This is a genomic window from Mesorhizobium sp. Cs1321R2N1, from assembly GCF_037179725.1.
Taxonomy (GTDB): Bacteria; Pseudomonadota; Alphaproteobacteria; order Rhizobiales; family Rhizobiaceae; genus Mesorhizobium; species Mesorhizobium salmacidum.
On record NZ_JAPYKP010000028.1, the window covers coordinates 36,204 to 57,561 of the forward strand.

The window sequence follows — 21,358 nt, forward strand, 5'->3', positions numbered from 1 at the left end:
CATTGGCGATAGCCAAGAGGCCGAAAGACCTCCAGTTGGACAACGGTTCGTCTTGCGGCTACTGAATATTTCCTAATAGCGTCGCCATGGCAAGGGTCATGGCGCTAGCATAGCGATCGGGATCCTTCACCTCAAACAGGAAACGATTTGACTCCGCACCAGCGTTCGTCCAGGTGGTCACCCCATTCGGATCGCATTTGATGTCGACGGGGCGGAAGCCAAAAACCGCATCGTCTGCGTTGGATCCGGCAATAATCTTGCCCGCCTTGTCCACGGCTTGGGACACCATGTGGAAGAAGCCGGCGGTGCACCACATGTCGCGTTCGGCTCGAAGGGTCAAGTAGCTCGATGCATCACTCCGCGGCGCCAGCAGCGGCTGTAAATAGCGTGCATCCGTTCGCGCCTCCAAGGAATAAGTGAAGTAGCTTTGCAAGACGGGCGACAACTTTGTCAGAACGTCGCTCTGCCTGAAACGGTAGAACGTGCCGTACCGCTCGACCTTTCTCTCCCTGTAATCCCTGAGGGTCTCGAAGCATGGCATCCAGTAAAGCGGGCACGGGATGTCAAACGTGGCGGCGTACGCGGCCGCATTAAGCTCCACATTGTACTCTGTTCCACCCTGCTTCGCGACATCGGGATGGCCCGTGCCCGCGTTGAGGTAGATCCCCGCGCATTTGTTGCGGAAAAGATCCGGCTCGAGTTTGGCCGCGACGGCGAGATCGCGGCAGGAACCCACGATGCTGATGTAGGCCGGCCGTTCGCTCTGGCGGAGATAATTTAGTAGGAACTCCGCGCCGGCGCGGTCGCGCCTGGGAAGGGCAGCAAGCGACGCCCGGTCATGCGTGTAGGGAGTGGAGCTTCCGACCGCCATGTGGGTTGGCAACCCCGTTAGATAGCTTAGCTGCGCAATGCCGGTAACGTCCGGGCTGAGGCCTGGAGGATCATCGGGCGGGAAGTCGACCAGTACGCCGCCGAGTTCGAGGTGGCCTGAGGCCGCAAGAGCATAGACACAAGCAAGGTCCCAATGATCGTCCGGATCGCTATAGGGACGAAACAGGTCGGTCTGGTGCAGCAGTCTTACGGTCATGCGAAACCTCCTGATTATTTCTTGACGCCCGACATCGCGACGGAGCCGTGAAGAAGCTGGCGACAAGCTGAACCATTTCTTGCAAGAATGCAATATCGTAATATTGCTGTCGCCCACGCGGTGTGTTAGCAGTGAGGCGGCTTAGGAGGCAGCATGTCCAGCACAGCTACATACCACCTCACATTCAACTCGCCGATACCGTCGACAAAGCGATGGTGCAGGAAGCACGCGTCGAACACATGTTCCGCTGTGCGCAAACTCCAAACACGGCGCAGCTTCGATTTAATCAGTGTTCGAGATGAGATCGCCGCATGTGCCCCTTAGGGCAAAGTCTAGATGCAAATTGCGTTGCCGCAGTAGAGGAGATGTGAGTTGGCTCAGGTCACTGTCAGGAACATCGTCAAGCGCTACGGAAGCGCCCAAGTCATCCATGGCGTGAATGTCGACATTGCAGATGGTGAGTTCGTCATACTCGTCGGCCCGTCGGGCTGTGGGAAATCCACGTTGCTGCGCATGATCGCCGGCCTCGAGGCGATATCGGGCGGTGAGATCAGCATCGGCGGCCGGGTGGTGAACGATGTGCTGCCGAAGGACCGCGACATAGCGATGGTGTTCCAGAACTATGCGCTCTATCCGCACAAGAACGTCGCCCAAAACATGGGCTTCTCGCTCAAAATCAAGGGCAGGCCGAAGGCCGAGATCGATGCCAAGGTGAAGAAGGCGGCTGAAATCCTTGACCTGGGCAAGCTGCTGGACCGGTTTCCAAAACAACTTTCGGGTGGACAGCGCCAGCGTGTGGCTATGGGCCGCGCCATTGTGCGCGACCCGCAGGTCTTCCTATTCGATGAGCCTTTGTCGAATCTCGACGCCAAACTTCGTGTTGCGATGCGCGTTGAAATCAAGGAATTGCATCAACGCCTCGGCACAACGATCGTCTATGTCACCCATGATCAGATCGAGGCGATGACTATGGCTGACAAGATCGTAGTGATGCGGGACGGCAAGGTGGAACAGGTCGGCGCACCGCTCGATCTCTACGACAATCCGGGGAATGTCTTCGTCGCCGGCTTCATCGGCTCGCCGGCCATGAATTTCATCAAGGGCAAGATCGATTCGAAGGATGGCAGGCAGATCTTTGTGTCGGACACCGGATCCGTGTTGCCGGCGGACGGGGCCAGGGCGCAGGCCGGCCAGCTGGTCATCTACGGCATACGTCCCGAGCATATCGACATCGCGCCCGACGGTTTGCCGGCGACCGTTTCGGTGCTGGAGCCGACCGGCTCCGAGACACAGATCTTCGCCAAACTTGGCGAAGATCCTATCGACGCTATCGTCAAAGATCGACTGACGGTCCGGCCTGGTGAAGAGGTGAGACTGAGGATCGATCCCCGCCGGGTCCACATCTTCGACAGGCAAAGCGGCGAATGCCTGTGACCCTTCGCTATTCTACTTCCGGTAGTCATCTGCAGGGAAAGAGGAGTGGTGGCCTTTGATCATCTCCGGGCGGCCTAGGCGGCCACCAAATATGTCTGCCTTACGGCAAATATCGGCCAGGTCTCGTGTGCGAACCATGGTCACAGTCGAATTCGCACGAAGCAGCAATTGCGCCATCGGCTTGCCGATAGAGGTTCGAGCGGCCAATAACGACTGCACGGAGGGCTGACAGATCCGCTCCGTGGATGCGACGAACCAAGACCATGGCACCTAGAGGTGTGCAGAACAGAAGCCCGGTCTTCATGTTGCCGATTGCAAGCTTTCCTCCATTTACGACCGCTAGGCCATCCTTTTCGGGCGAAATCGACTGGATGATTCGCTCACTATCCAAGTGCTTGGGGAGCGGCAGTTGAACCAGGATACCGTGAATCTCCGGATCATTATTCAGGACGTCCACCAGAGCTGCCAGTCATCCTGAGTGGTCTCTCGGGGGCGAGTGTGCTGGACGGAGGCAAGCCGTATTCTCTCGCCATACGCCTCTTGGCGGCCACGTAGGTGTGGCTTGCCCGATCGTCACGAACGATGACGACTGCAAGTCCCGTCTCGACACCGTGATCCGTCTCAGATCGGAAGCCGCAGCCTTTACGTTTTCCACCACGGACGCGGCAGCAATCTTGCGGTCAATGATTGTTAGGGCCCTCATCCCATGCGCGCCGATGCAAAGCTGCCGGGGCTTGCGGGGAAAACGACGGTGCGATTTCCGTTCAAGAAAACGCGGTGATGGATATGCGCGTGGATCGCGCGAGCAAGAACTTGGCTTTCCACGTCGCGGCCGATTGAAACGTAATCATCGACGCTCTGTGCATGTGTGATCCGGGCTGTGTCCTGCTCGATGATCGGCCCCTCATCGAGGTCGGCCGTCACATAGTGTGCGGTTGCGCCTATGAGCTTCACGCCTCGCTCATAAGCCTGCTTGTAAGGATTCGCGCCTTTGAAGCTGGGCAAGAACGAGTGATGGATATTTATAATCTTCCCGGACATGTTCTCGCACAGGGCGTCGGAAAGAACTTGCATGTACCTCGCGAGCACAACCAATTCGGTACCCGTTTGCTCCACAATCTCCATTATCTGGGCTTCAGCCTTTGGCTTGTTTTCCTTCGTTACCTTGATGTGATGGAATGGTATGTCGTGGTTAACGACGACCTTTTGATAATCGAAGTGGTTCGAAACGACGCCTATGATATCGATAGGAAGGGCTCCGATGCGCCAGCGGTAGAGCAGATCGTTAAGGCAGTGCCCGAACCGCGATACCATCAGAAGCACCTTCGTCCTCTGGTCCCGTGCGTGTAGTTCCGTGTCCATGAGGAACTTCTCAGCTATCGGCTTCAGACCTTCAGTAAGCGATTCAGCCCCGATGCCGTCTTCTGAGACAAAGGAGACCCGTATAAAAAAGCGGCCTGTACTCAGGTCATCAAACTGGGAGCTGTCGATGATATTGCAGCCCACCTCGCACAAGAAACCGGAAAGGGCTGCTACGATACCTCTTGTCGACGGACAAGTTGCGGTGAGGATATAAGTGGTCATTGCTTACCTTCGCAGGTTATAGGACATCGTCCGCTCAGTTGATGGGCGGATAGGGCCAACAGGTACTTCTGATCAGCGGTTAACCAGGGTTTAGCTCGCGAGAGCCTCGGCCTCACTGGGCATCAAGCGCGAGGTTTCAGGAGATTGCCTAAGGTATCGAGGTCGACATTCCCGCCGGACACCACCGCCACGACAGTCTTTCGCTTCCATCTCTCGCGATCACGCAGAACTGCTGCGACAGCAGCAGCGCCACCGGGCTCAGTGACAATTTTCAGATCGCTCGTGAGCGCTTGCATGGCGCAGATAATGTCCGCCTCGGACACGGAGAAACCTTCGGTCAAGAGTTTCTTGTTGATCGGGAACGTCTTCTCTCCCGGAATTTGCGTTACAATCGAATCGCAGATTGAGTTGTGACCTGGCTCATTCCCGATCCGCTCGCCTGCGATGAGAGATCGCCTAGTATCGTCGAAGTTTTCAGGCTCGGCGGAGTAGACACGCGTTTGAGGAGCTAATTCTCGCATCGCAGTTGCGATGCCAGCAATCAGTCCGCCGCCACCCGCCGGGCATACAAGAGCATCGGCTACGGTATTTCGTTGCCCCAACTGGTTGGCGATTTCGAGACCGATCGTGCCTTGTCCTGACATCAAGACGTAGTCGTCATATGGAGGAACAAGCACCGCTCCGGTTTCCTCCGCCACATCGCGGGCGATCTTGGCTCTATCACCCGTGACCCGGTCATAGGTGATGACCTTAGCGCCGTATTCGGCAGTATTGCGCAGCTTCACCGCAGGTGCATCATCAGGCATGACGATCGTGGATGCCACACCAAGCTCCGAAGCAGCCGCAGCGACTCCCTGGGCATGATTGCCGGATGAAAAAGCGACGACGCCGGCGGCCCGCTCTTCCTCAGTCAGGGAGGCAATTTTCACGTACGCCCCGCGGATCTTGAAGGAGCCAGTGCGCTGAAGGCATTCCGCTTTGACGAGTAGGCGAAAGCCGATCCGTTTGTTGAGGAGTTCAGACTCCAACAAAGGCGTAACATGCGTCACCCCCTTTAGGGTGTGGGCAGCCTTGGCGATCATATCGTAAGCAAGCATCTTCTTACTTTCTGAATTGAGGTCGTGCCATTGGTACCGTTTGCTGATCTGAGCCAAGCTGAGTGGGAGTGAGCGTTTCTCGGCCGACATTTTCTGAAGCGGCGTCCTCGTGGCAAATTTGTTCAAAGAGCTCAATGTCTTCGGGTTTGTCGCAGTACGACATCACCAGACGAAATCCGTCACCATCGCCGCCCAGTTCCCATGACCGCAGGTTGATACCCTTCTCTCGCAGCGCTCGGGAGAGCCGTGGTGGCAGAATAACAAACACTTCGTTGATCTGCACTGGATGGGCAAAGGTAACGCCCTCACACCGCTTCAACGCAGTTTCGATGCGAGAAGCGTTTCGGTTCGCTTGAATCGCGTTGGAACGCCAGAGATCATTCTCAAGATAACTAATGAGTTGCGCGGACATAAAGCGCGTCTTCGAGAACAGGTGCCCTGCCCTCTTGTGCATGAAGCCGAGAATACAAGCGGTTTCACGGTCGAACGTTATGACGGCTTCCGCGTTCATTGTACCGTTCTTGGTGGTGCCAAACGTCAGAATGTCGATGCCGGCCTTCCAGGTTATTTCGGCAGGGGTCACCCCCAACCGGGCGATAGCATTGGAGATGCGCGCCCCATCAAGATGGACTTTCAGTCCCGCTTTATGGGCGATTTCGGCTAGTTCTGTCAGTTCGTCCCTTTCGTAGACAACACCAGCCTCAGTCGCCTGGGTGAGGCTGATTGCGCTCGCTGCCATGTGATGAACATTACCTATCCCATGCTTTCGCAGCGACTTGTCCAGATCCGTGGGCGTGATTTTGTTGTGCTTGCCCCGGAGCAGTGTCATTCGACCGCCGCCGCTGTAGAATTCGGGGGCACCGCCTTCCGTCGTGACGATATGCGCGCTTTCGTGACAGAAGATGGTGCCATACGGTGGTGTAATGGCGCCAAGCGCGAGACCGTTCCCAGCTGTACCTGTCGCTACCGGGAACACGAAGGCTTCGCGCTCGAAGAACTCGGAATAGGTGGGCGCCAATTTTGCAGTAAACCGATCCGCGCCGTAGGCGGTTTCGGTGCCCTGGTTACAGCTCAACAGTGCACTCATAACCTGATCACAGACAGGTGCGCCGTTGTCTGAATTGAAGTGATAGGTGACTATTTTACTTCCTCCCGGCTGGGGCGAAGCCGCCGCCATATTCGGCAGAGGCGTCATCCAGCACTTCCCAGAGATAATCGGCTGAGGCGAAGTCAGTGAGAAGGTGAAGTCCTTCAGATCCGTCGCCGACCTCGCGGATCAGCACAGCGCCGATCCGTGCCACGATCGTTTGGGCGATCTCGCCCGGGGGAAAACTTGCGTCACGAAGATCCACGCCGCAGATCTTTGACATCATCTCAGGAACGCGCACGCCCTGCAGAAAGAGCCAGCTATGGCTGTCAGCCCGCGGGAGCGGATAGCCCATGCGCACGGCGCCGTTAGCACTCTCCGAAGCCCAGGACAGGTCCAGTTCGGCAGAAACGTTGTTCGAGGAGCCGCGGCCGTTCAGAACGAGATACTCTTCCTTGCCGAGTCGAGCTACGACAGTGCCGTCGGAAAGCGTGACCGCCCTGTTTGGACGCTCCGGAAGTGCGGAGACCTGCGACGCAAGCCAATCGCTCGTCCCCGCCCCCTTAAAACCTGTCCGACCAGTGGCCGTGAGATCATGAATGACTAGGTTATCGGGTTCGCGCGGGACACGGCTCTGTCCGAGCCTATGGGCGAAGGGGCTTCTTGCGATCGCAGCCATCTTACATCTCCTGCCGCTTATTTTCGGGATCATAGAAGTGCGAAGCGACGACCGCGGCCTGATGCTGGCTGCCGTCACTCGAGCGCAACGTGATTTGGCTCCCGAGATTCGCGTCCGCACGGTCGGCGTAAGCGAGCCCAATCACCTTTGAGAGGGTCGGAGAGTAGGTAATGGACGTGATGAAGCCGACGATCTGCCCATTTTTCACGACCAGGTTGGATTCCTGCAGGCCTGACGCTGGCATCCGATCGAGGCAAAACCCGACAAGCTTGCGACTGGACAATGTCCTCCCACGGATCTCCAGACTCCGCTTACCAATGAAGAAGGGCTTGGAGTTCGCGACCGCCCAGTTCATGTCGAGTTCTTCCGGCGTGGACATGCCATCGGTATCTTGCCCAATGATGACATGACCCTTTTCGAGCCGCATCACGCGCTGCGCTTCGAGGCCGAACGGCTTGATCCCATATGCCTGCCCCGCCTCCCGTATTGCACGCCATAGTTCCGCACCGTAGCGCGATGGGACGTGAATCTCGTAGCCCAGCTCGCCGATGAATCCGACGCGGAACACGCGCGCCGGGATTCCCGCGACGTTACCCTCGCGGTAAGCGAGATAAGGAAACCGTTCCGGCGAGACATCGATGTCGTCCGTCAGCTTTTCGAGGACCTTGCGGGCGTTGGGACCTGCGAGATTTACCCCCGAATATCCCGCGGTGACGTTTGCGATGTCCACGTCAAGCCGCCACTGTGCATTCCACCATAGCATGTTGCGATAGATGCGATCGACGCCCGTCGTAGTTGCCGTGACGTAGAAGTACTGATCGCCTCTTCGGCATGCCACCCCGTCATCGACGACGGTACCAGCCTCACTCGTCATCAGAAGGTAGCGGGTTTTGCCGACCGGAAGCTTAGAATAAGCAAAGGTGTACATCCGGTTCAGGAACTCGGCAGCGTCCGGGCCACGTATATCCAGGCCCCCCAGCGTCGACACATCGATCATGCCGACGTTGTTGCGCGCGTTGCGCACCTCGTCGGCAATGATCTCCTTGTCGTCAGCGCCCTTTCCGTAGAAGGCCGGTCGCATCCAGTTCCCGGCGAGAAGCCAGGAGGCTCCTTCGGCGCTATGTTGCTCGTGCATCGGCGTTCGGCGCATGGGCGTGAACTTCCGGCCCGCCAAGGTCGCGATCTTCTCAGTCGTGACCGGGGGCCGAGCAGTTGTGACACCAACCTCGCTAATCGTACGACCAGTTTCCTTTGACACGATCATCGCCGTGGCCAAGGCTGCGTGGCGCCCCTGGCTTGGACCCATTCCGACGGTCGAGAAGCGCTTCACAAGTTCAAGTTCTCGATAGCCATCCGCGACCGCGTTCTTGATGTCCTTGACTTGCAAGTCTTCGTCGAAATCGACGAAATCCTTTCCAGCGGGGTGCGGAAAGATGGGGCGAGGATGGTTCGGCGAAACTGGAGTACCCGACGGACGTGCGGGGAGTTCGTCAATCCCAAATCCGCAGTTGGCCGCCGCCCGCGCACCTTGCGCGGATCCATCGGCAATGCACGCGTTGATGTCGAAGAAGCCGTCGACAGAACCTGCAAGAAGTACGGCCCGGTCCTGCCTTGAGATCGTAAACTGAGCAGAGATATCGTCGTACCCCAACTTGCCTCCAGCCTGGAGGGGCAGTTGATAGGCCGGGACATAGCCGACAGACATGCAGACAAGATCACAGTCGAACCGAAGTCGGATTCTGCTCGCGTTCCCGGATGCGTCGAGCTCCGCAAGCTCAACCGCTCGGACATGCTTGTGGCCGCTCTCAGGCATTGCGTCCCAGACGCACCAGCCGTTCAGGATTTCAACGTTGCGTGATTTCAACTCCTCGCTGTTCGGTCCATCAAGGTGGCTTTTGCGAAGATCGCAGATCGCGGCGAGTTTCACGCCAGCGTCGAGAAGGTCCAATGCCACGCCATAAGCATCATCGTTCGACGCGAGCACAACTGCGCGCTTGCCAGGTTTAACGCCGAAAAGACGAATAAGCCGCTGAGCCGCTGACCCCTGCATAATGCCTGGCAAGTCGTTGTTGCGGAACTGCGAGGGCTGCTCAATCATGCCTGTGGCGAGAATGACCTGCTTCGCCCGAAGCTTGTACAAACGGTTGCCACTTATGACAGGAAGCCAGTTATCAGCATACCAGGCATTACAGGTCGCGTTCGTCCAGATCTCGATTTTCGGATGGACTGTCGCCTCGTGGACAAGGTCGCGCTCAGCCTTCACGCGTGCATAGGTCAATGCACCCCCGATTACAGGGTTTTCATCCACGATGAGCACCGACGCGCCCGTGTCCGCGGCTGCAATTGCAGCGGACAAGCCAGCAGGTCCGGCGCCGACAACAACTATGTCGTACCAGCCGTAGGCTTTGTCATAATATCCTTCCGTAGCCTTGCTGATATCCAGTTTGCCTAGACCCGCCTTGGCCCGGATCCGCGGCTCCCAGACCCTTTCCCAAATGCCTTTTGGCTTGAAGAAGGTCCGGTAGTAGAAACCAACGGGCATGAACCGGGAAAATCGGTTCATCGCGAACCCACTGTCGTTCCGGGCAGAGTGGCTAACGTTCTGCGCGCGAACGGGGAGGCCTTCAGAAATTGGGTGGCGATCGGCAAAGACGCTCACGTCATTGCCGATTTGGACAAGTGTGTTGGCGTCCTGCGCGGCCATAGTAAGTATGCCGCGCGGTCTATGATATTTAAACGAGCGTGACAGTACCCACTCGTCGTTTGCTGCAAGCGCTGACGCGATGGTGTCGCCGGCTACGCCCACGTACTCCCTTCCATCAAAGGTGAATCTGATCTTCTTCGAACCATCGATAAGCAGGCCGTGCCGCTGTGTCGGCTTATTCATCGTACCTCTCCCAGGGGACCATCCGCAGGTACGGCGAAAGTAGCCAGTATCTCGTCGGTTACCGTGTTGCGCTCAGCAAGAAACCAGAAGTTCGATGGCGTGTGGCACCACCATTCGCGAACGACGCCGGCTGTGTTGTTGGACATCCAGAGGTAGTCGGACCACTCCTTGTCGCTGGCGCTCGTCGGGTCAATGTGCGGATGGACTTCGCCATAGCACTGGAACTCAGTTATATTTCGCGGCCCATTGAGAGGGCATGTCATGATTTTCATAGCAGGCTCCTCAATGGCTTGCGGCGGTGGCGCCCATTTCGTTGACCAGATCGAAACGATCGAAGCGATCCAATTGGAAAGGACGGATTTCCTCCGGGACACTGTTGTCAGCGATGGCCTTCGCCAGGAAGAAGCCGCTGGCGGGCGTCGCCTTGAAGCCCCATGTCCCCCAGCCAGCATCCAGCCAGTAGTTGGAGAGCGGGCTTTGGCCCATGATCGGACTGTAATCGGGCGTCATGTCGGTGATGCCTGCCCATTGCCGCAAGACTTTCAGCTCTCCGATGAATGGGAAAAGTTCCAGAGCAGAGGCCGCCAGCCCCTCTTTCAGTTCTAGAGTTGATCGGGTGTTGTAGAGTTCGTATGGATCGGATCCGCCACCGATGACGAGTTCACCTCTGGCCGATTGCGAAATATAGCAGTGGAGAGCGGTCGAGGAGACCATCGGATCAAGGAACGGCTTGATCGGATGAGTAACCATCGCCTGGAGAGGATAGCTTCTTATCGGCAACTTCAGGCCGACCATCTTCGCGACAACGGACGAGTAACCCGCGACGCACTGCACCACGAGCCCTGCCGAGATGTCGCCGCGGTTGGTCCGTACGCGCGTCACCTTATTGTTTGCAACGTCCATGCCTTGGACCTCGGTACGCTGGTGCAACTCGACACCACGTTTGCACGCTCTGATGGCGTATCCCCAGACCACTGCGTCGTGCCGGGCGATCGCGGCATTACGATGCCAGAGACCGGAAAGTATGGGCATGCCTTTGATGTCGAGATTGAGGGAAGGAACGAGCTCTTTGATCTGTTTGCGATCAAGGATTTCGTTTGCTTCGCCACAGAAAACGCCAGCGTCTGCGCGCAGTCGTAGCGACCGCGATACCCCGTCAGAGTGGGACAGTGTCAACTGCCCACGTCTGGAGTACATCATGTTGTAATCAAGCTCGTTCGACAGCGATTCATATAGTCTGAGCGACTTCGCATAGAACCTGATCGAACGCTGATCCGTATAATTCGATCGGATCACGGTGGTATTTCGGGCCGTGTTGCCACCGCCGAGATAGCCCTTCTCAAGGATCGCGACATTTCGAATATTGTGATGCTTGGCCAGGTGATAGGCCAGCGACGCACCATGACCGCCGCCACCAATGATCACGACGTCATAATGCGCCTTGAGATCTGGAGTGAGAGGCACTTCCTGCCGCGCCGGGTACTGTTTCGAAATGCCGTATTTCAGAAGGGCAAACACCATGACTTGGGTCCTGTTACCGGCTTGACTATCGCTTCACGACGTGGCGCTGAGAGCGCCTACACTCATCCATGGGCTCCGGGTAGATTGGCATACCTCCGAATTAACATTTGCCTATAAGGGACACAAATAGTAGATAGTCCGCCATCTGTTCGCTCCGCGCAATGGAAAACGCGGCCTCAAGGTACACCAATCTAAATGCGCGTAGCGTTTGTTCTAACGACTGGATACTCTCTGATGGCCACCGCCTCGGCGGTGGAGCCGCTGCGGGCAGCAAATCATCTCGCGGGCAAAAAGCTCTATGAGATCAGCTTCGTTTCGACCCACGGAGGCCTTGCCAAATCTACGGCCGGCGGTGGATTCGATACTTTGTCGATGGCGGAGTCGGGTTTGGATTTCGACCTTGTCTTCGTTGTCGCGGGCGGGAACCCGATGAGCTACGAAGATCCAGAGCTGAGCCGTTATCTCCGAAAGCTAAACGCCCGAAAGGTGAAGCTAGGGGGCATTTCGGGGGGACCGGCGATCCTTGCCAGACACGGCTTGATGGAGAACCGGCGATTTGCGGTCCACTGGCAACATATTGAGGCACTTGATGAGCTATCGCCTGATCTGCTGATAGAGCGGCGACTCTTCGTCGTCGACCGCGATCGATATACCTGCGCGGGAGGCGTAGCAGCGCTCGATATGATGCTTGCGATTGTCGCCGCGGAGCATGGAACGGTATTCGCTCAAGCCGTCAGCGACTGGTTCATTCACACGCAGATCCGACTTGCCAATGAGCCACAGAGATCGACCTTGGCCCAGCAACTAAACATTACTCACCCTGCGCTGATTGCCGCCACAAATTTGATGACGAGCCATCTCGCCGACCCGTTAAGTGAGCAACAGATAGCAGATCTCTCCGGTCTAAGTTCGAGGCAGTTACAACGACTCTTCAATGAGCAAATCGGTGAACCGGTCATGCAATTCTATCGGCGGATGCGGCTGGAGAAAGCAAATGAACTTCTTCAGCAGTCGACACTGCCTATAACTGAGGTCGCGATAGCCGCCGGATTTTCAAGTCTATCGCATTTTTCCCGATCGTTCCGAGACCAATTCGATGTGACTCCTCGGCGTCGCCGAATGGATAGCCGGAAAAGCATGACCGTGGTGCGTTCGATATAGGCATACCGAGTGGTCACCGCTCTTGGCCGAGGCAACTCCTGCTCTATCGGATTTGCCCCATGTCTCCGTGCAGAGCAGCGGGCGCCCGGGTTTCGAAGCCCGGAAGCCCGCGAAATTGCATTCGTGGTGCTGCAGTCATCGAATTCTCTGTCCGATTGTGGCAATCAGCTCACCACAGAAAAGTTTCGCAATCCGGTCTCTGGCGCCATTCGTAAACCGAAGCGCTTCGCTCAAGTGATGGTGCAACGTGCAGAACGAAGTCTTCGTTGAAACGTGGCCCAATCAATCGCCCTGCGCAGGTGATTCCTTGCCCAGGCATGACGATACGGCGAGTGCGAGGTCCGTTCCGGATCGCAGGCGGCCGGTAGAAAATCCAGCTGCAGACAGTTCTCAAGCCGCTGGCGCTTCACATCCCTAGTTTCGGCAGTGGAATGGAGAAACCGCCGCTCCGCTCGATTGCATGCGCAGTCCGAAGAACAGTCATTTCGTCGAAGTAGCGACCGACTAATTGCAGCCCGATTGGCAGACCCTCAGAGTGCATTGCACACGGCATGGTTAGTGCAGGGTGACCCGTCATGTTGAAGAAAGTGGTATAACGGGTGATCGCGTTGCCGATTGCTTCATTCACGCCATTCCTGGTCACCGTAACAGTCCCGACCTTCTGAGCGATCTCCGGGGTTGCAGGGGTGAGGATCAGATCAACATCGTCGAAGAGCTTGTTCGTTTGCTGCCGGTACACCTCAATGAACCGCTTGGCCTTGACATAGTGTTCAGCCAGAATGCACTGCCCGAGCGCTAGCCCTGCCCGGAAATCCGCACCGTAGAGATCGCCGCGCTCTTGCACATAGGCCGAATGGGCGCTCAACGCTTCCGGCATCTGAACCGTGAGCGAGACTGTTCGGCTATGCTCCATATCCGGGAAGGTGATGGGCAGCAGCGTGGCACCTGCGGCGACCAGATATTCTTTAACACTCTCGAGGGCGGACAGGATCTCATCGTCGGCGCGCTCGTAGTAGAAGTTTTTGGGTATGCCGATGCGAAGCCCCGAGATGTCTTGCCCCAATGCGTCGCTGTAATTGTCTACGTGCCGATTGACAGAAGCAGGGTCAGATGAGTCATAGCCAGCAACGATGCGCAGGAGATCGGCACAGTCTGCAATCGTCCGGGTCATAAGACCGACATGATCAAGGGTCCAGCAGTAAGGCACCACGCCCGACGTGGGAACGCGACCAATTGTCGGCTTCAATCCTACAAGACCATTGAGCGCGGCGGGCGCTCGAACGGATCCCCCTGTATCTGTGCCAAGCGCTGCGGGAACCAGACCGAATGCTACGGCGGCAGCCGACCCACTCGACGATCCGCCCGCGAGGCGTGTCGGATCGTAGGCGTTGACACAAGTGCCATAGACCTCGTTTTCGCCCGTCGCGCCGTATGCGAATTCATGCAGGTTTGTCTTACCCAGACTGATCGCGTTGGCTGCGCGAAGCTTGGCAATTGCGTAAGCGTCACTCTTGGCCACCCGATCATGAAAAACCTTCGACCCGGCGGTAGTTAGGACACCCTGGACGTCGAACAGGTCCTTCGAGGCATACGGCACGCCGGAGAGAGGAGACGCACTCAGTTCCTCGCGAGATAGGCTCGCAGCCCGTTTTCTTGCATCGTCGATTGTAGGGGTGATGAAAGCCTTCGACGTTCCATTGTAGTGGTCGATCCGCTCGCCGAATACGTCCACAAGCTCCGCGGGGGTAATCTTCCCGGAGGAAATCAACCGTCTAAGGGCTCGGATGTCTTTGAATGCGATATCATCAATCATTCGGAGTTGCGCCCTGAACGCCCATTGCCGGGGGGATGGTCCCGAGATCAATCTTCCGGAGTTGTTCAAGCTCGTTCAGCAGATCCTGGAAGCCAGTGATTATTCCCAGTTGAGGATCAACAAGCTCGTTTATTTCCGCTTCCGACCAGCTATGTGAGGCCATCTGCGTGCATATTCCGATCAAAGTGTCTTTCTGGAGTTTCTGCATCTCTTCCTCCCAGAGTTGGCATCTAGCGTGCGCCCACGTGGTCGCGAGCGCACGCTCGACGCTTAGCGCACGATCAAAGTCTCGGGCGTTTTGTTTGTCAGGATCTCTCCGCCGTTCTCTGTGACCATAACGGTGTTGGAGATGAAGTAGTCGGCCACCTTCGTGTTTGTGAACCAGGAATGGGCGTGAACGACCATGCCAACTTCGATTTTCCGCGTCGACTTGGGGAAGAGGCTTGTCACCATCGAACCGCCCGTCCAGCTTGGCGGGAAACCAATCCCTACCAGATAACCGCAGTGATGGCGGTGATAGTCGACGAGACCCGCACTCGTAGCCACTTCGTGCCAGGCGTCATAAGCATCGCCCGCCTTGGCACCGGGCTTCAGCGCCTCGCAGATGGCCTTCATCCCGCGGATTGCGAGCTCAGCAGACTCCTCAACACCCTTCGGCGCGCTTCCAACGTAGACAAGTCGGCCCATTGGCGACTGATACTTGCGGTACGCCGCACACGTTTCCAAGAAAACTGCGTCGCCATTCCGGAACACGTCGCCCCGCCAGGTCGTGTGCTCTTCGCCAAGGCGGCTAGTCGGACGAATGAACGGTCCAAAGCCTGGATATTCACTGCCCTCCAGGATCATCTTGCGGTGGTATTCTGCGGCGACTTCATAGTCTGATGCACCGTCACGCACGGCCTCAACGGCAGCAAGAGTCCCCATGTCGACGGCATGCGCAGCTTTCCGCGTATATTCCATTTCCAGCGGTGACTTGACGAGGCGAATGTCGTCCAGGATGCCTGAGCCGTCCATCCACTGAACGCCAGTCTGGTCGTCCTGGATACGTTCGGCATGGCGCGCAGTGAGGAAGAGACTACGCTTCTCGATGCCCACTCGTTTGCCTGCGAGACCAAGGTCTTTCATTGCGTGATGGACATAGTCCGATAGTTCCTCATGATCCTTGTGGCCATAGAACTTCGCATTTGTGACCTGATTCTCTACGGTAATCCGCTCCATGGCGCGGCAGCTCAGTGCCATTTCGCCATTCCGATTGAGAACGAGCACGTGAGCCGCGAAGAAGCCCCAGTGATCGAGGCCCGTGAGATAATATATGTTTTCCGGGACAGCAATTATAATCCCATCTAGCTGGTTTTCAGCCAGAGCGGTCGTTGCTTTCGCAAGACGGCGATCAAGTTCCTCTTTCGGAAAAGGTGATTGAAACGTCATTGGTACCCTCCAGTGATAACGGCAATGAAAGCCCGCTAATGGTATACCTTTAGTAATCTGACGCGTAAACGAGCGCAAGGGAAAGTTGGCCGCGGGGTTGATTTTCTTGCGGGAATGCGGGCCTTTTGCCGCCTCCCCCGGTAAATAGCTGTTGCTTTGGCCTACATCCAGTGGTACACCAATTAGGCACATCTGCATCAGTCCCAAAAAGTGGAACCAATGAGATTCAGAACTATCGGTGCGGCGCTCATGACAGCCGCTGCATTTTTTTCTAACGTTTCTCTGGCGCGGGCTGACGGCCTGACCGACCGAGCCAAGGCAGGGAAGTCGCTCCGGATCGGCTTCGCACACGAGATTCCGTGGGCTTACCCCGGCGACAAGAATGAGCCCTTGGGGTTTGCCAATGCTCTACCGCTCGGCGTCCTGAAATCCATGCGATACACGAATATCGAGCCGGTTGTGATCGATTGGGGCGGCCTGATCCCACGCTTGCAGGATGGTCGTTTCGATATCACTACAGGTGGTATGCACATCACTGGCAAACGGTTCGCGAATGTAAGCTTCGCTGAGCTGATGGGAAATTCGGGGGCTCCTTCATCGTGAGGAAGGGCAACCCCAAGCACATCCAGACCTATCAAGACATCAAGAAGACTGGCGCGACGATGGCGACGGTCTCCGGCCTCGTGAATGCCGACGCGGCTTTCAAGGAGGGGATCGCCGAACATAAGGTAATGCAAGTGCCAGGCCTCACAGAGGTACTCGCTGCTGTAAAGGCTGCCCGAGCAGACGCCGGCGCTGGCAATGAATTCGCGATGAAAGATCTGGTTAAGAGCGCGCCGGATGACATCGAGGTTACCGACTCGGCCGCGCTTCCAGAGTGGACGTTCGATTGGGTCGCTATTGCATTCAAGCCTGAAGATAAAGACTTCCTCAAGGCATACAACAAAGCGCAGGCAAAGTATCTTGGAACTCCGGAGATGCTGGAAACTGTTGGAAAATTTCAGTACATGGCGAATCAGCTCCCCAGCGACACAAAGACCGATTGGATTTGAGCAAACATATAAGCCTCCCAAGAGCTGGGCGAGCTGCTACACGTTCAGCTCGCCCATTTTTTTGCAAAAGTGAGTTGCAATGACTTACATCTCATTTCTCTCTGACTATGGCGACCGTTTTATAGACGGCATGCTTGTCACCGGCCTGCAGTTTCTCTGCTCTTTGGCTGTGGCGACCGCACTCGCACTTGTCTTCGGTCTTATGCTGTTGTCATCGAATCCTGCGGTGAAGGGCGCCGCTGTCGTCTACGTGGAGTTCTTTCGCGGAACGTCACTCCTGGTGCAGCTTTTCTGGCTCTTTTTCGTGCTACCGCTCTTTGGGATAACACTGGAGCCTTTTCTTACCGGGTTTCTGGCGGTTGGACTCAACATCGGTGCCTACGGAGCTCAACTTGTCCAAGGGGCAATTAGATCGGTCCCTCGCGGCCAGTGGGAGGCAGCCTATGCCCTATCGATGTCTCCTGCGAAGCGCATGCGGCGCATCATCTTCCCTCAGGCACTTGTCATCATGCTGCCGGCATGGGGCAATCTCGTGATCGAGCTGCTCAAGAGCACTGCGCTCGTTGCTCTCATCGCGGTGCCTGATCTGATGTTTGAAGCGAAACAAATGAATAGCTCCACTTATCTCTCCACCTGGACCTTCGGCACAGCGCTCGTCATTTACTACATCTTCGCTCGGTTCCTTATCACGCCAGCCATGCGATCGCTGGAGCACGTGATGGCCCGTAGAATGGGAAGGGGCTGAACGATGCATTGGGATTGGCAATTTACAGCCGAGATCCTACCTCGGATGCTATGGGCGACGCTAAATACCCTTATGGCAGCGGGACTTGGCTACGCGATCGCCGCTGTGCTTGGGCTAGTGTTTGCGATGGCGCAGCGCACACCGTTTCGACCGCTAACGGTCACAGTCCGCGAACTCGTAGAGTTTCTGCGCTCGACGCCACTCGTGTTGCAGATCTTCTTTGTTTACTACGTCGGCCCTGAGTATGGGGTCTCGTTAAGTCCTTGGGTTGCGGGAATGATCGCTATCGGCTTGCATTATGCCGCCTACCTCTCCGAGGTTTACCGAGGCGGAATTGAATCGGTTGCCAAGGGCCAATGGGAAGCATGCACCGCGATCAACCTCAGCACAGTTCAGACTTACAGGCGGATAATTTTGCCGCAAGCTCTCCCGCCATCCATAGCCGGTATGGGCAACTATTTGATCAGCATCTTCAAAGACACGCCTATGCTCTCGGTCATCGGCGTCGCGGAACTCATGCAAGCCGCCACGGCAATTGGTGGTCAGAACTACCGCTATCTCGAGCCGTACACGATCGTTGGCGTTGTGTTTCTAATCATCTCGCTATTTTCGGCTGCCACTATACGCAGTTTCGAAGCTTGGATCCGCCGCACGTTGGGAATGTACTAATGCAGGACCTTTCTTCATATCCCCTCGAACTTACCGGCCCTGACGTCCCGATGGTCAGGTTCATGAATGTTCGGAAGACCTACGGTGACTTCGTGGTCTTGGATAATCTCAATCTCGACATAGCACCGAGCGAGCTAGTGACGGTTATCGGTCCGTCAGGTTCCGGTAAAACGACTGTCTTGCGGATGCTGATGACGCTCGAGACCATAAACGGCGGCGTCATTTACGTGGACGGCAAACCGCTCACGCATATGCCTAGAAAGGGCGTTCTCGTACCGGCAGATTCCAAATATCTCCGGAAGGCCCGAACGTCTATTGGCATGTGTTTCCAGCACTTCAACCTTTTTCCGCACATGACCGCGCTGGAAAACTGTATGGAGGGGCCGGTGCAAGTCTTGGGCCTCTCACGTCGCGAAGCCCGCGAACGAGGGGAGGAGCTCCTATCGATGGTGGGTATGATCGATAAGAAGGATCAGCACCCGGCGCGTCTCTCAGGCGGGCAGCAGCAGCGCGTTGCCATTGCCCGTGCGCTGGCGATGAGACCAAAGGTGATGCTTTTCGATGAGGTGACATCGGCGCTAGATCCCGAGGTGATCGGCGAGGTGACGAATGTGATCAAGGATCTCGTTCCCAAGCACAAACTCACGATGCTGATGGTCACGCACCAGATGGGGTTCGCGCGGGATATTTCGGACCGCGTTTGCTTCTTTTACGGCGGCAAGATCGAGGAGCAGAACACACCCGAGGAGCTTTTCACAAACCCGCAGAGCAAACGCACTCAGCAGTTTCTGAGTGCTGTCAAAGCGGCAGACTAATGTCTCATCGCATGAAAATTGGAATAGCGGGCGTTGGCGCGGTCGGTGCTGCGGTGGCGCGCGCACTTGACCGGGGCGATATTCCTGGATGCAGTTTGATTGCGTTCTCAGCGAGTAGCGCCGAAAAGGCTATAGCCTTCCAGAACGCGTTGAAGACCCCTGTTTTGTCCGCCTCACTGGAAGATCTGGCCTTAAGGGCAGACATAGTTCTGGAGGCGCTCCCGCCATCACTGTTCGACCGAGTGGCGATACCAGTTCTTAGCGTAGGCAAAACACTTATCGCGATGTCTGCAAGCCAAATGCTGGATCGGCAGGATCTCATCGAGCTAGGAGCAAGAAATGGTGGGCGGATCATTGTCCCATCTGGCGCAATTCTCGGAATTGATGCCATAAAAGCCGCCGCCGTCGGCACGCTTCACGAAGTCAAGATCACCACGCGCAAGCCGCCAAGCAGTTTGGCAGCCGCCCCGTACGTGATAAGAAACAATATGACCCTGCACCAACTTGGCGAGGCAGTATGCGTATTGAAAGGGACTGTGAGAGAGGTGGCGAAAGAGTTTCCAGCGAACGTCAATGTCGCCGCAGCGATTAGTTTAGCAGGTTTTGGGCCCGATCGTACGCTGATGGAAATCTGGGCCGACCCGTCTCTGCAACTCAACACTCATACGGTGTCCGTTAAATCCGACAGCTCCAATTTTTCCATGTCAATTCAAAACACGCCGAGCTTTGAGAACCCGGCCACCGGTCTCATAACACCGCAGAGCGTGATTGCGCTACTGCGCCAAATGAGTGCGGTTGTGCAGCTTGGCACTTGATCACATAGTCGCACCACCGCGACCTATTTCGAGGAACAACATCAATGGCGAGTATCGACGCACCACCTTCGTTCAGCGAGGTTGCTCCAGACCGCGAACGTCAAATGGCGGGAAAGATGACTAAGCACGAAATTTACCTCGAACTTCGTCGCCGAATCTGCCTGCTCGACTATCAACCTGGTAGTCGTCTGAACGAGAGGGAGCTTGCCTCGGAGTTTGGAGTAAGTCGCACCCCGCTTCGCACCGCACTACAACGGCTCGAGTATGACGGTTTGATCATCAGCCAACATGGCAATGGCACAGAGGTCACATCAATCGATCTCAGTTCGATCCGCGACATATACATCGTCCGCATGCGCCTGATGGACGCAATGGCAGAATCATCGCCCTTACCCGTGAGGGATGAGGTTCTGGTCGAAATAGAGGATTTAGAGGGCGTGTGCCGTGACCTTCTAGTTAGCAGGGATAAACGGAGTTTTGCCGAGATCATTATCCGTCTCCACGGGGTTTTGCACAGCTTGAGCAGCAATGGACCCCTTAGGAACTTCAATGATATTTTATTTTATCAATCCGCGAGATTTTGGTTTCTGCTCCTTGAAAAAATGGATTTCATCCAACAGGTGGAAGATCTGTTGGATGAACTGCGGATGATCAAACGGAGCCTAGAATTACGGGACGTGCGTTTGATGGCGACGGTCCATAAGTCGCATTTGGCTATGGTCCTCTCGCGACTGGATGCCATGGACCGGGACGCTCAATCGCACTGAAAGGCATATCCCGCTTCGATGCGGACCTTTCTGAGATTGCGCTACCCCTCCGTTATAGCTTTGCAGAGGGGTATCGTGTTTGCAGGGCATATTCGCCCTTCATTCTTCATTCGGTTCGTCGCAACAGAACCTTAGTTCGCGTGACGCTGCCATAGCATGGGCAACAGTTCGCCATCGACAAGAGGCTTGCCTTCGCTCATGCCGTGAGCTTCCCAATACTTTGTCTGCTCATCCGTCCAAATCCCACGTTTTTCAAAAAGCGCATCGCCCTCCGCAAAACGCATTGTTAAACGGTTGACTGTCTCCTTCGGCGGCACAGGATTTGGAGCGCCATGTAGGGTATGGGAGTCAAAGATCATGCAATCACCTGGATCCAGGTCGAACTCGAGAACCTCGTAATTGTCGAGCTCAGCTGTGAAATCGGGTGTAGGTTCGTAGCCTTTCTTAGTCGGCGCTTTCTGGCCCGAGCCTGAAAAGCTAAGCGGCATGAACTTGCGGCCCCATTTGTGAGACCCCTTAAGGAGTACCACCCCCTCGCCCTTTCCGACCGGTTCCAGGCCCATCCACAGTACGCACCACTTGCCGCTTACGATCGTGTCCCAGGGAGTGGTGTAGCTGACGGTTTGGTCGCCGCGCTCTCCGGCAAGGGGCCGGGATGATCAGCGTGCCACAGCTGGCAGGCTGATGAGGGGATCATCGCTCATTTGGCTGATGGTT

Annotated in this window: 20 protein-coding genes and 2 pseudogenes; 9 read left to right on the forward strand and 13 right to left on the reverse strand. The window is 56.3% G+C overall.

The features are described 5' to 3' along the window. Positions 1–58 precede the first annotated feature (58 nt). A complete protein-coding gene (locus O7A61_RS10495; protein WP_337129721.1) occupies positions 59–1,087 on the reverse strand; it encodes a hypothetical protein in 1,029 nt (342 codons plus the stop codon). Between the two features lie 372 nt (positions 1,088–1,459). Between O7A61_RS10495 and O7A61_RS10500 the strand changes: the two genes are divergently transcribed. Beyond that, the gene (locus O7A61_RS10500; protein WP_337129722.1) at positions 1,460–2,521 is read left to right on the forward strand and encodes an ABC transporter ATP-binding protein; all 1,062 of its coding nucleotides are present in this window, start codon (positions 1,460–1,462) and stop codon (positions 2,519–2,521) included. Positions 2,522–2,575: 54 nt separating this feature from the next. Here the strand turns inward: O7A61_RS10500 and O7A61_RS10505 are convergent. The 8 genes and pseudogenes from O7A61_RS10505 to O7A61_RS10540 all read right to left on the reverse strand — a co-directional run. Beyond that, a pseudogene (locus tag O7A61_RS10505) lies at positions 2,576–3,224 on the reverse strand (tetrahydrofolate dehydrogenase/cyclohydrolase catalytic domain-containing protein); the annotation flags it as partial. Then, entirely contained in the window at positions 3,221–4,105 is an 885-nt protein-coding gene (purU, locus tag O7A61_RS10510) for a formyltetrahydrofolate deformylase (protein ID WP_337129724.1), read from the reverse strand. The gene purU and the pseudogene O7A61_RS10505, both read right to left, overlap by 4 nt. 122 nt (positions 4,106–4,227) lie before the next feature. Next, positions 4,228–5,202, reverse strand: coding sequence for a threonine/serine dehydratase (locus O7A61_RS10515; RefSeq protein WP_442921061.1), 975 nt, complete (start codon positions 5,200–5,202; stop codon positions 4,228–4,230). A gap of 4 nt (positions 5,203–5,206) precedes the next feature. Continuing rightward, positions 5,207–6,397: a threonine aldolase family protein gene (locus O7A61_RS10520; RefSeq protein ID WP_337129726.1), complete on the reverse strand. Its 1,191-nt coding sequence runs from the start codon at positions 6,395–6,397 to the stop codon at positions 5,207–5,209. Beyond that, positions 6,345–6,968, reverse strand: a complete 624-nt coding sequence (locus O7A61_RS10525) for a sarcosine oxidase subunit gamma family protein (protein WP_337129727.1) — start codon at positions 6,966–6,968, stop codon at positions 6,345–6,347. Before O7A61_RS10525 ends, O7A61_RS10520 begins: the two co-directional genes overlap by 53 nt. Position 6,969: 1 nt before the next feature. Further along, entirely contained in the window at positions 6,970–9,855 is a 2,886-nt protein-coding gene (locus tag O7A61_RS10530; RefSeq protein WP_337129728.1) for a 2Fe-2S iron-sulfur cluster-binding protein, read from the reverse strand. Next, positions 9,852–10,127: a sarcosine oxidase subunit delta gene (locus tag O7A61_RS10535; protein WP_337129729.1), complete on the reverse strand. Its 276-nt coding sequence runs from the start codon at positions 10,125–10,127 to the stop codon at positions 9,852–9,854. Before O7A61_RS10535 ends, O7A61_RS10530 begins: the two co-directional genes overlap by 4 nt. Before the next feature lie 10 nt (positions 10,128–10,137). Further along, positions 10,138–11,376 carry an FAD-dependent oxidoreductase gene (locus O7A61_RS10540; RefSeq protein WP_337129730.1) on the reverse strand — a complete coding sequence of 413 codons (1,239 nt, stop codon included), beginning with the start codon at positions 11,374–11,376 and terminating at the stop codon, positions 10,138–10,140. A 195-nt stretch (positions 11,377–11,571) separates the two neighbouring features. Here O7A61_RS10540 and O7A61_RS10545 point away from each other — a divergent pair, with 195 nt between their 5' ends. Next, complete coding sequence (locus tag O7A61_RS10545; RefSeq protein ID WP_337129731.1) at positions 11,572–12,537, forward strand: GlxA family transcriptional regulator; 966 nt, start codon at positions 11,572–11,574, stop codon at positions 12,535–12,537. A gap of 406 nt (positions 12,538–12,943) precedes the next feature. Here the strand turns inward: O7A61_RS10545 and O7A61_RS10550 are convergent, their stop codons facing one another. The 3 genes from O7A61_RS10550 to O7A61_RS10560 all read right to left on the reverse strand — a co-directional run bounded on the left by O7A61_RS10550 (position 12,944) and on the right by O7A61_RS10560 (position 15,778). Continuing rightward, a complete protein-coding gene (locus tag O7A61_RS10550) occupies positions 12,944–14,350 on the reverse strand; it encodes an amidase (RefSeq protein ID WP_337129732.1) in 1,407 nt (468 codons plus the stop codon). Continuing rightward, the gene (locus O7A61_RS10555; RefSeq protein WP_337129733.1) at positions 14,343–14,558 is read right to left on the reverse strand and encodes a hypothetical protein; all 216 of its coding nucleotides are present in this window, start codon (positions 14,556–14,558) and stop codon (positions 14,343–14,345) included. The genes O7A61_RS10550 and O7A61_RS10555 overlap by 8 nt, the downstream gene beginning before the upstream one ends. Positions 14,559–14,620: 62 nt before the next feature. Beyond that, positions 14,621–15,778 carry a M24 family metallopeptidase gene (locus O7A61_RS10560; protein ID WP_337129734.1) on the reverse strand — a complete coding sequence of 386 codons (1,158 nt, stop codon included), beginning with the start codon at positions 15,776–15,778 and terminating at the stop codon, positions 14,621–14,623. Between the two features lie 249 nt (positions 15,779–16,027). Between O7A61_RS10560 and O7A61_RS10565 the strand changes: the two genes are divergently transcribed. The 7 genes from O7A61_RS10565 to O7A61_RS10595 all read left to right on the forward strand — a co-directional run bounded on the left by O7A61_RS10565 (position 16,028) and on the right by O7A61_RS10595 (position 20,641). Continuing rightward, the gene (locus O7A61_RS10565) at positions 16,028–16,381 is read left to right on the forward strand and encodes a transporter substrate-binding domain-containing protein (protein ID WP_337129735.1); all 354 of its coding nucleotides are present in this window, start codon (positions 16,028–16,030) and stop codon (positions 16,379–16,381) included. Further along, positions 16,378–16,830: a transporter substrate-binding domain-containing protein gene (locus O7A61_RS10570; protein WP_337129736.1), complete on the forward strand. Its 453-nt coding sequence runs from the start codon at positions 16,378–16,380 to the stop codon at positions 16,828–16,830. Before O7A61_RS10565 ends, O7A61_RS10570 begins: the two co-directional genes overlap by 4 nt. 79 nt (positions 16,831–16,909) lie before the next feature. Beyond that, positions 16,910–17,575, forward strand: coding sequence for an ectoine/hydroxyectoine ABC transporter permease subunit EhuC (gene ehuC, locus O7A61_RS10575; RefSeq protein ID WP_337129737.1), 666 nt, complete (start codon positions 16,910–16,912; stop codon positions 17,573–17,575). A 3-nt stretch (positions 17,576–17,578) separates the two neighbouring features. Next, positions 17,579–18,244: an ectoine/hydroxyectoine ABC transporter permease subunit EhuD gene (gene ehuD, locus O7A61_RS10580; RefSeq protein ID WP_337129738.1), complete on the forward strand. Its 666-nt coding sequence runs from the start codon at positions 17,579–17,581 to the stop codon at positions 18,242–18,244. Continuing rightward, the gene (gene ehuA, locus O7A61_RS10585) at positions 18,244–19,059 is read left to right on the forward strand and encodes an ectoine/hydroxyectoine ABC transporter ATP-binding protein EhuA (protein WP_337129739.1); all 816 of its coding nucleotides are present in this window, start codon (positions 18,244–18,246) and stop codon (positions 19,057–19,059) included. Before ehuD ends, ehuA begins: the two co-directional genes overlap by 1 nt. Further along, a complete protein-coding gene (locus O7A61_RS10590; RefSeq protein ID WP_337129740.1) occupies positions 19,059–19,874 on the forward strand; it encodes an aspartate dehydrogenase in 816 nt (271 codons plus the stop codon). Before ehuA ends, O7A61_RS10590 begins: the two co-directional genes overlap by 1 nt. 44 nt (positions 19,875–19,918) lie before the next feature. After that, entirely contained in the window at positions 19,919–20,641 is a 723-nt protein-coding gene (locus O7A61_RS10595; RefSeq protein ID WP_337129741.1) for a GntR family transcriptional regulator, read from the forward strand. A 131-nt stretch (positions 20,642–20,772) separates the two neighbouring features. Here the strand turns inward: O7A61_RS10595 and O7A61_RS10600 are convergent. After that, positions 20,773–21,258 (reverse strand): annotated as a pseudogene (locus O7A61_RS10600) (phytanoyl-CoA dioxygenase family protein); the annotation flags it as partial. Positions 21,259–21,358: the final 100 nt, after the last annotated feature.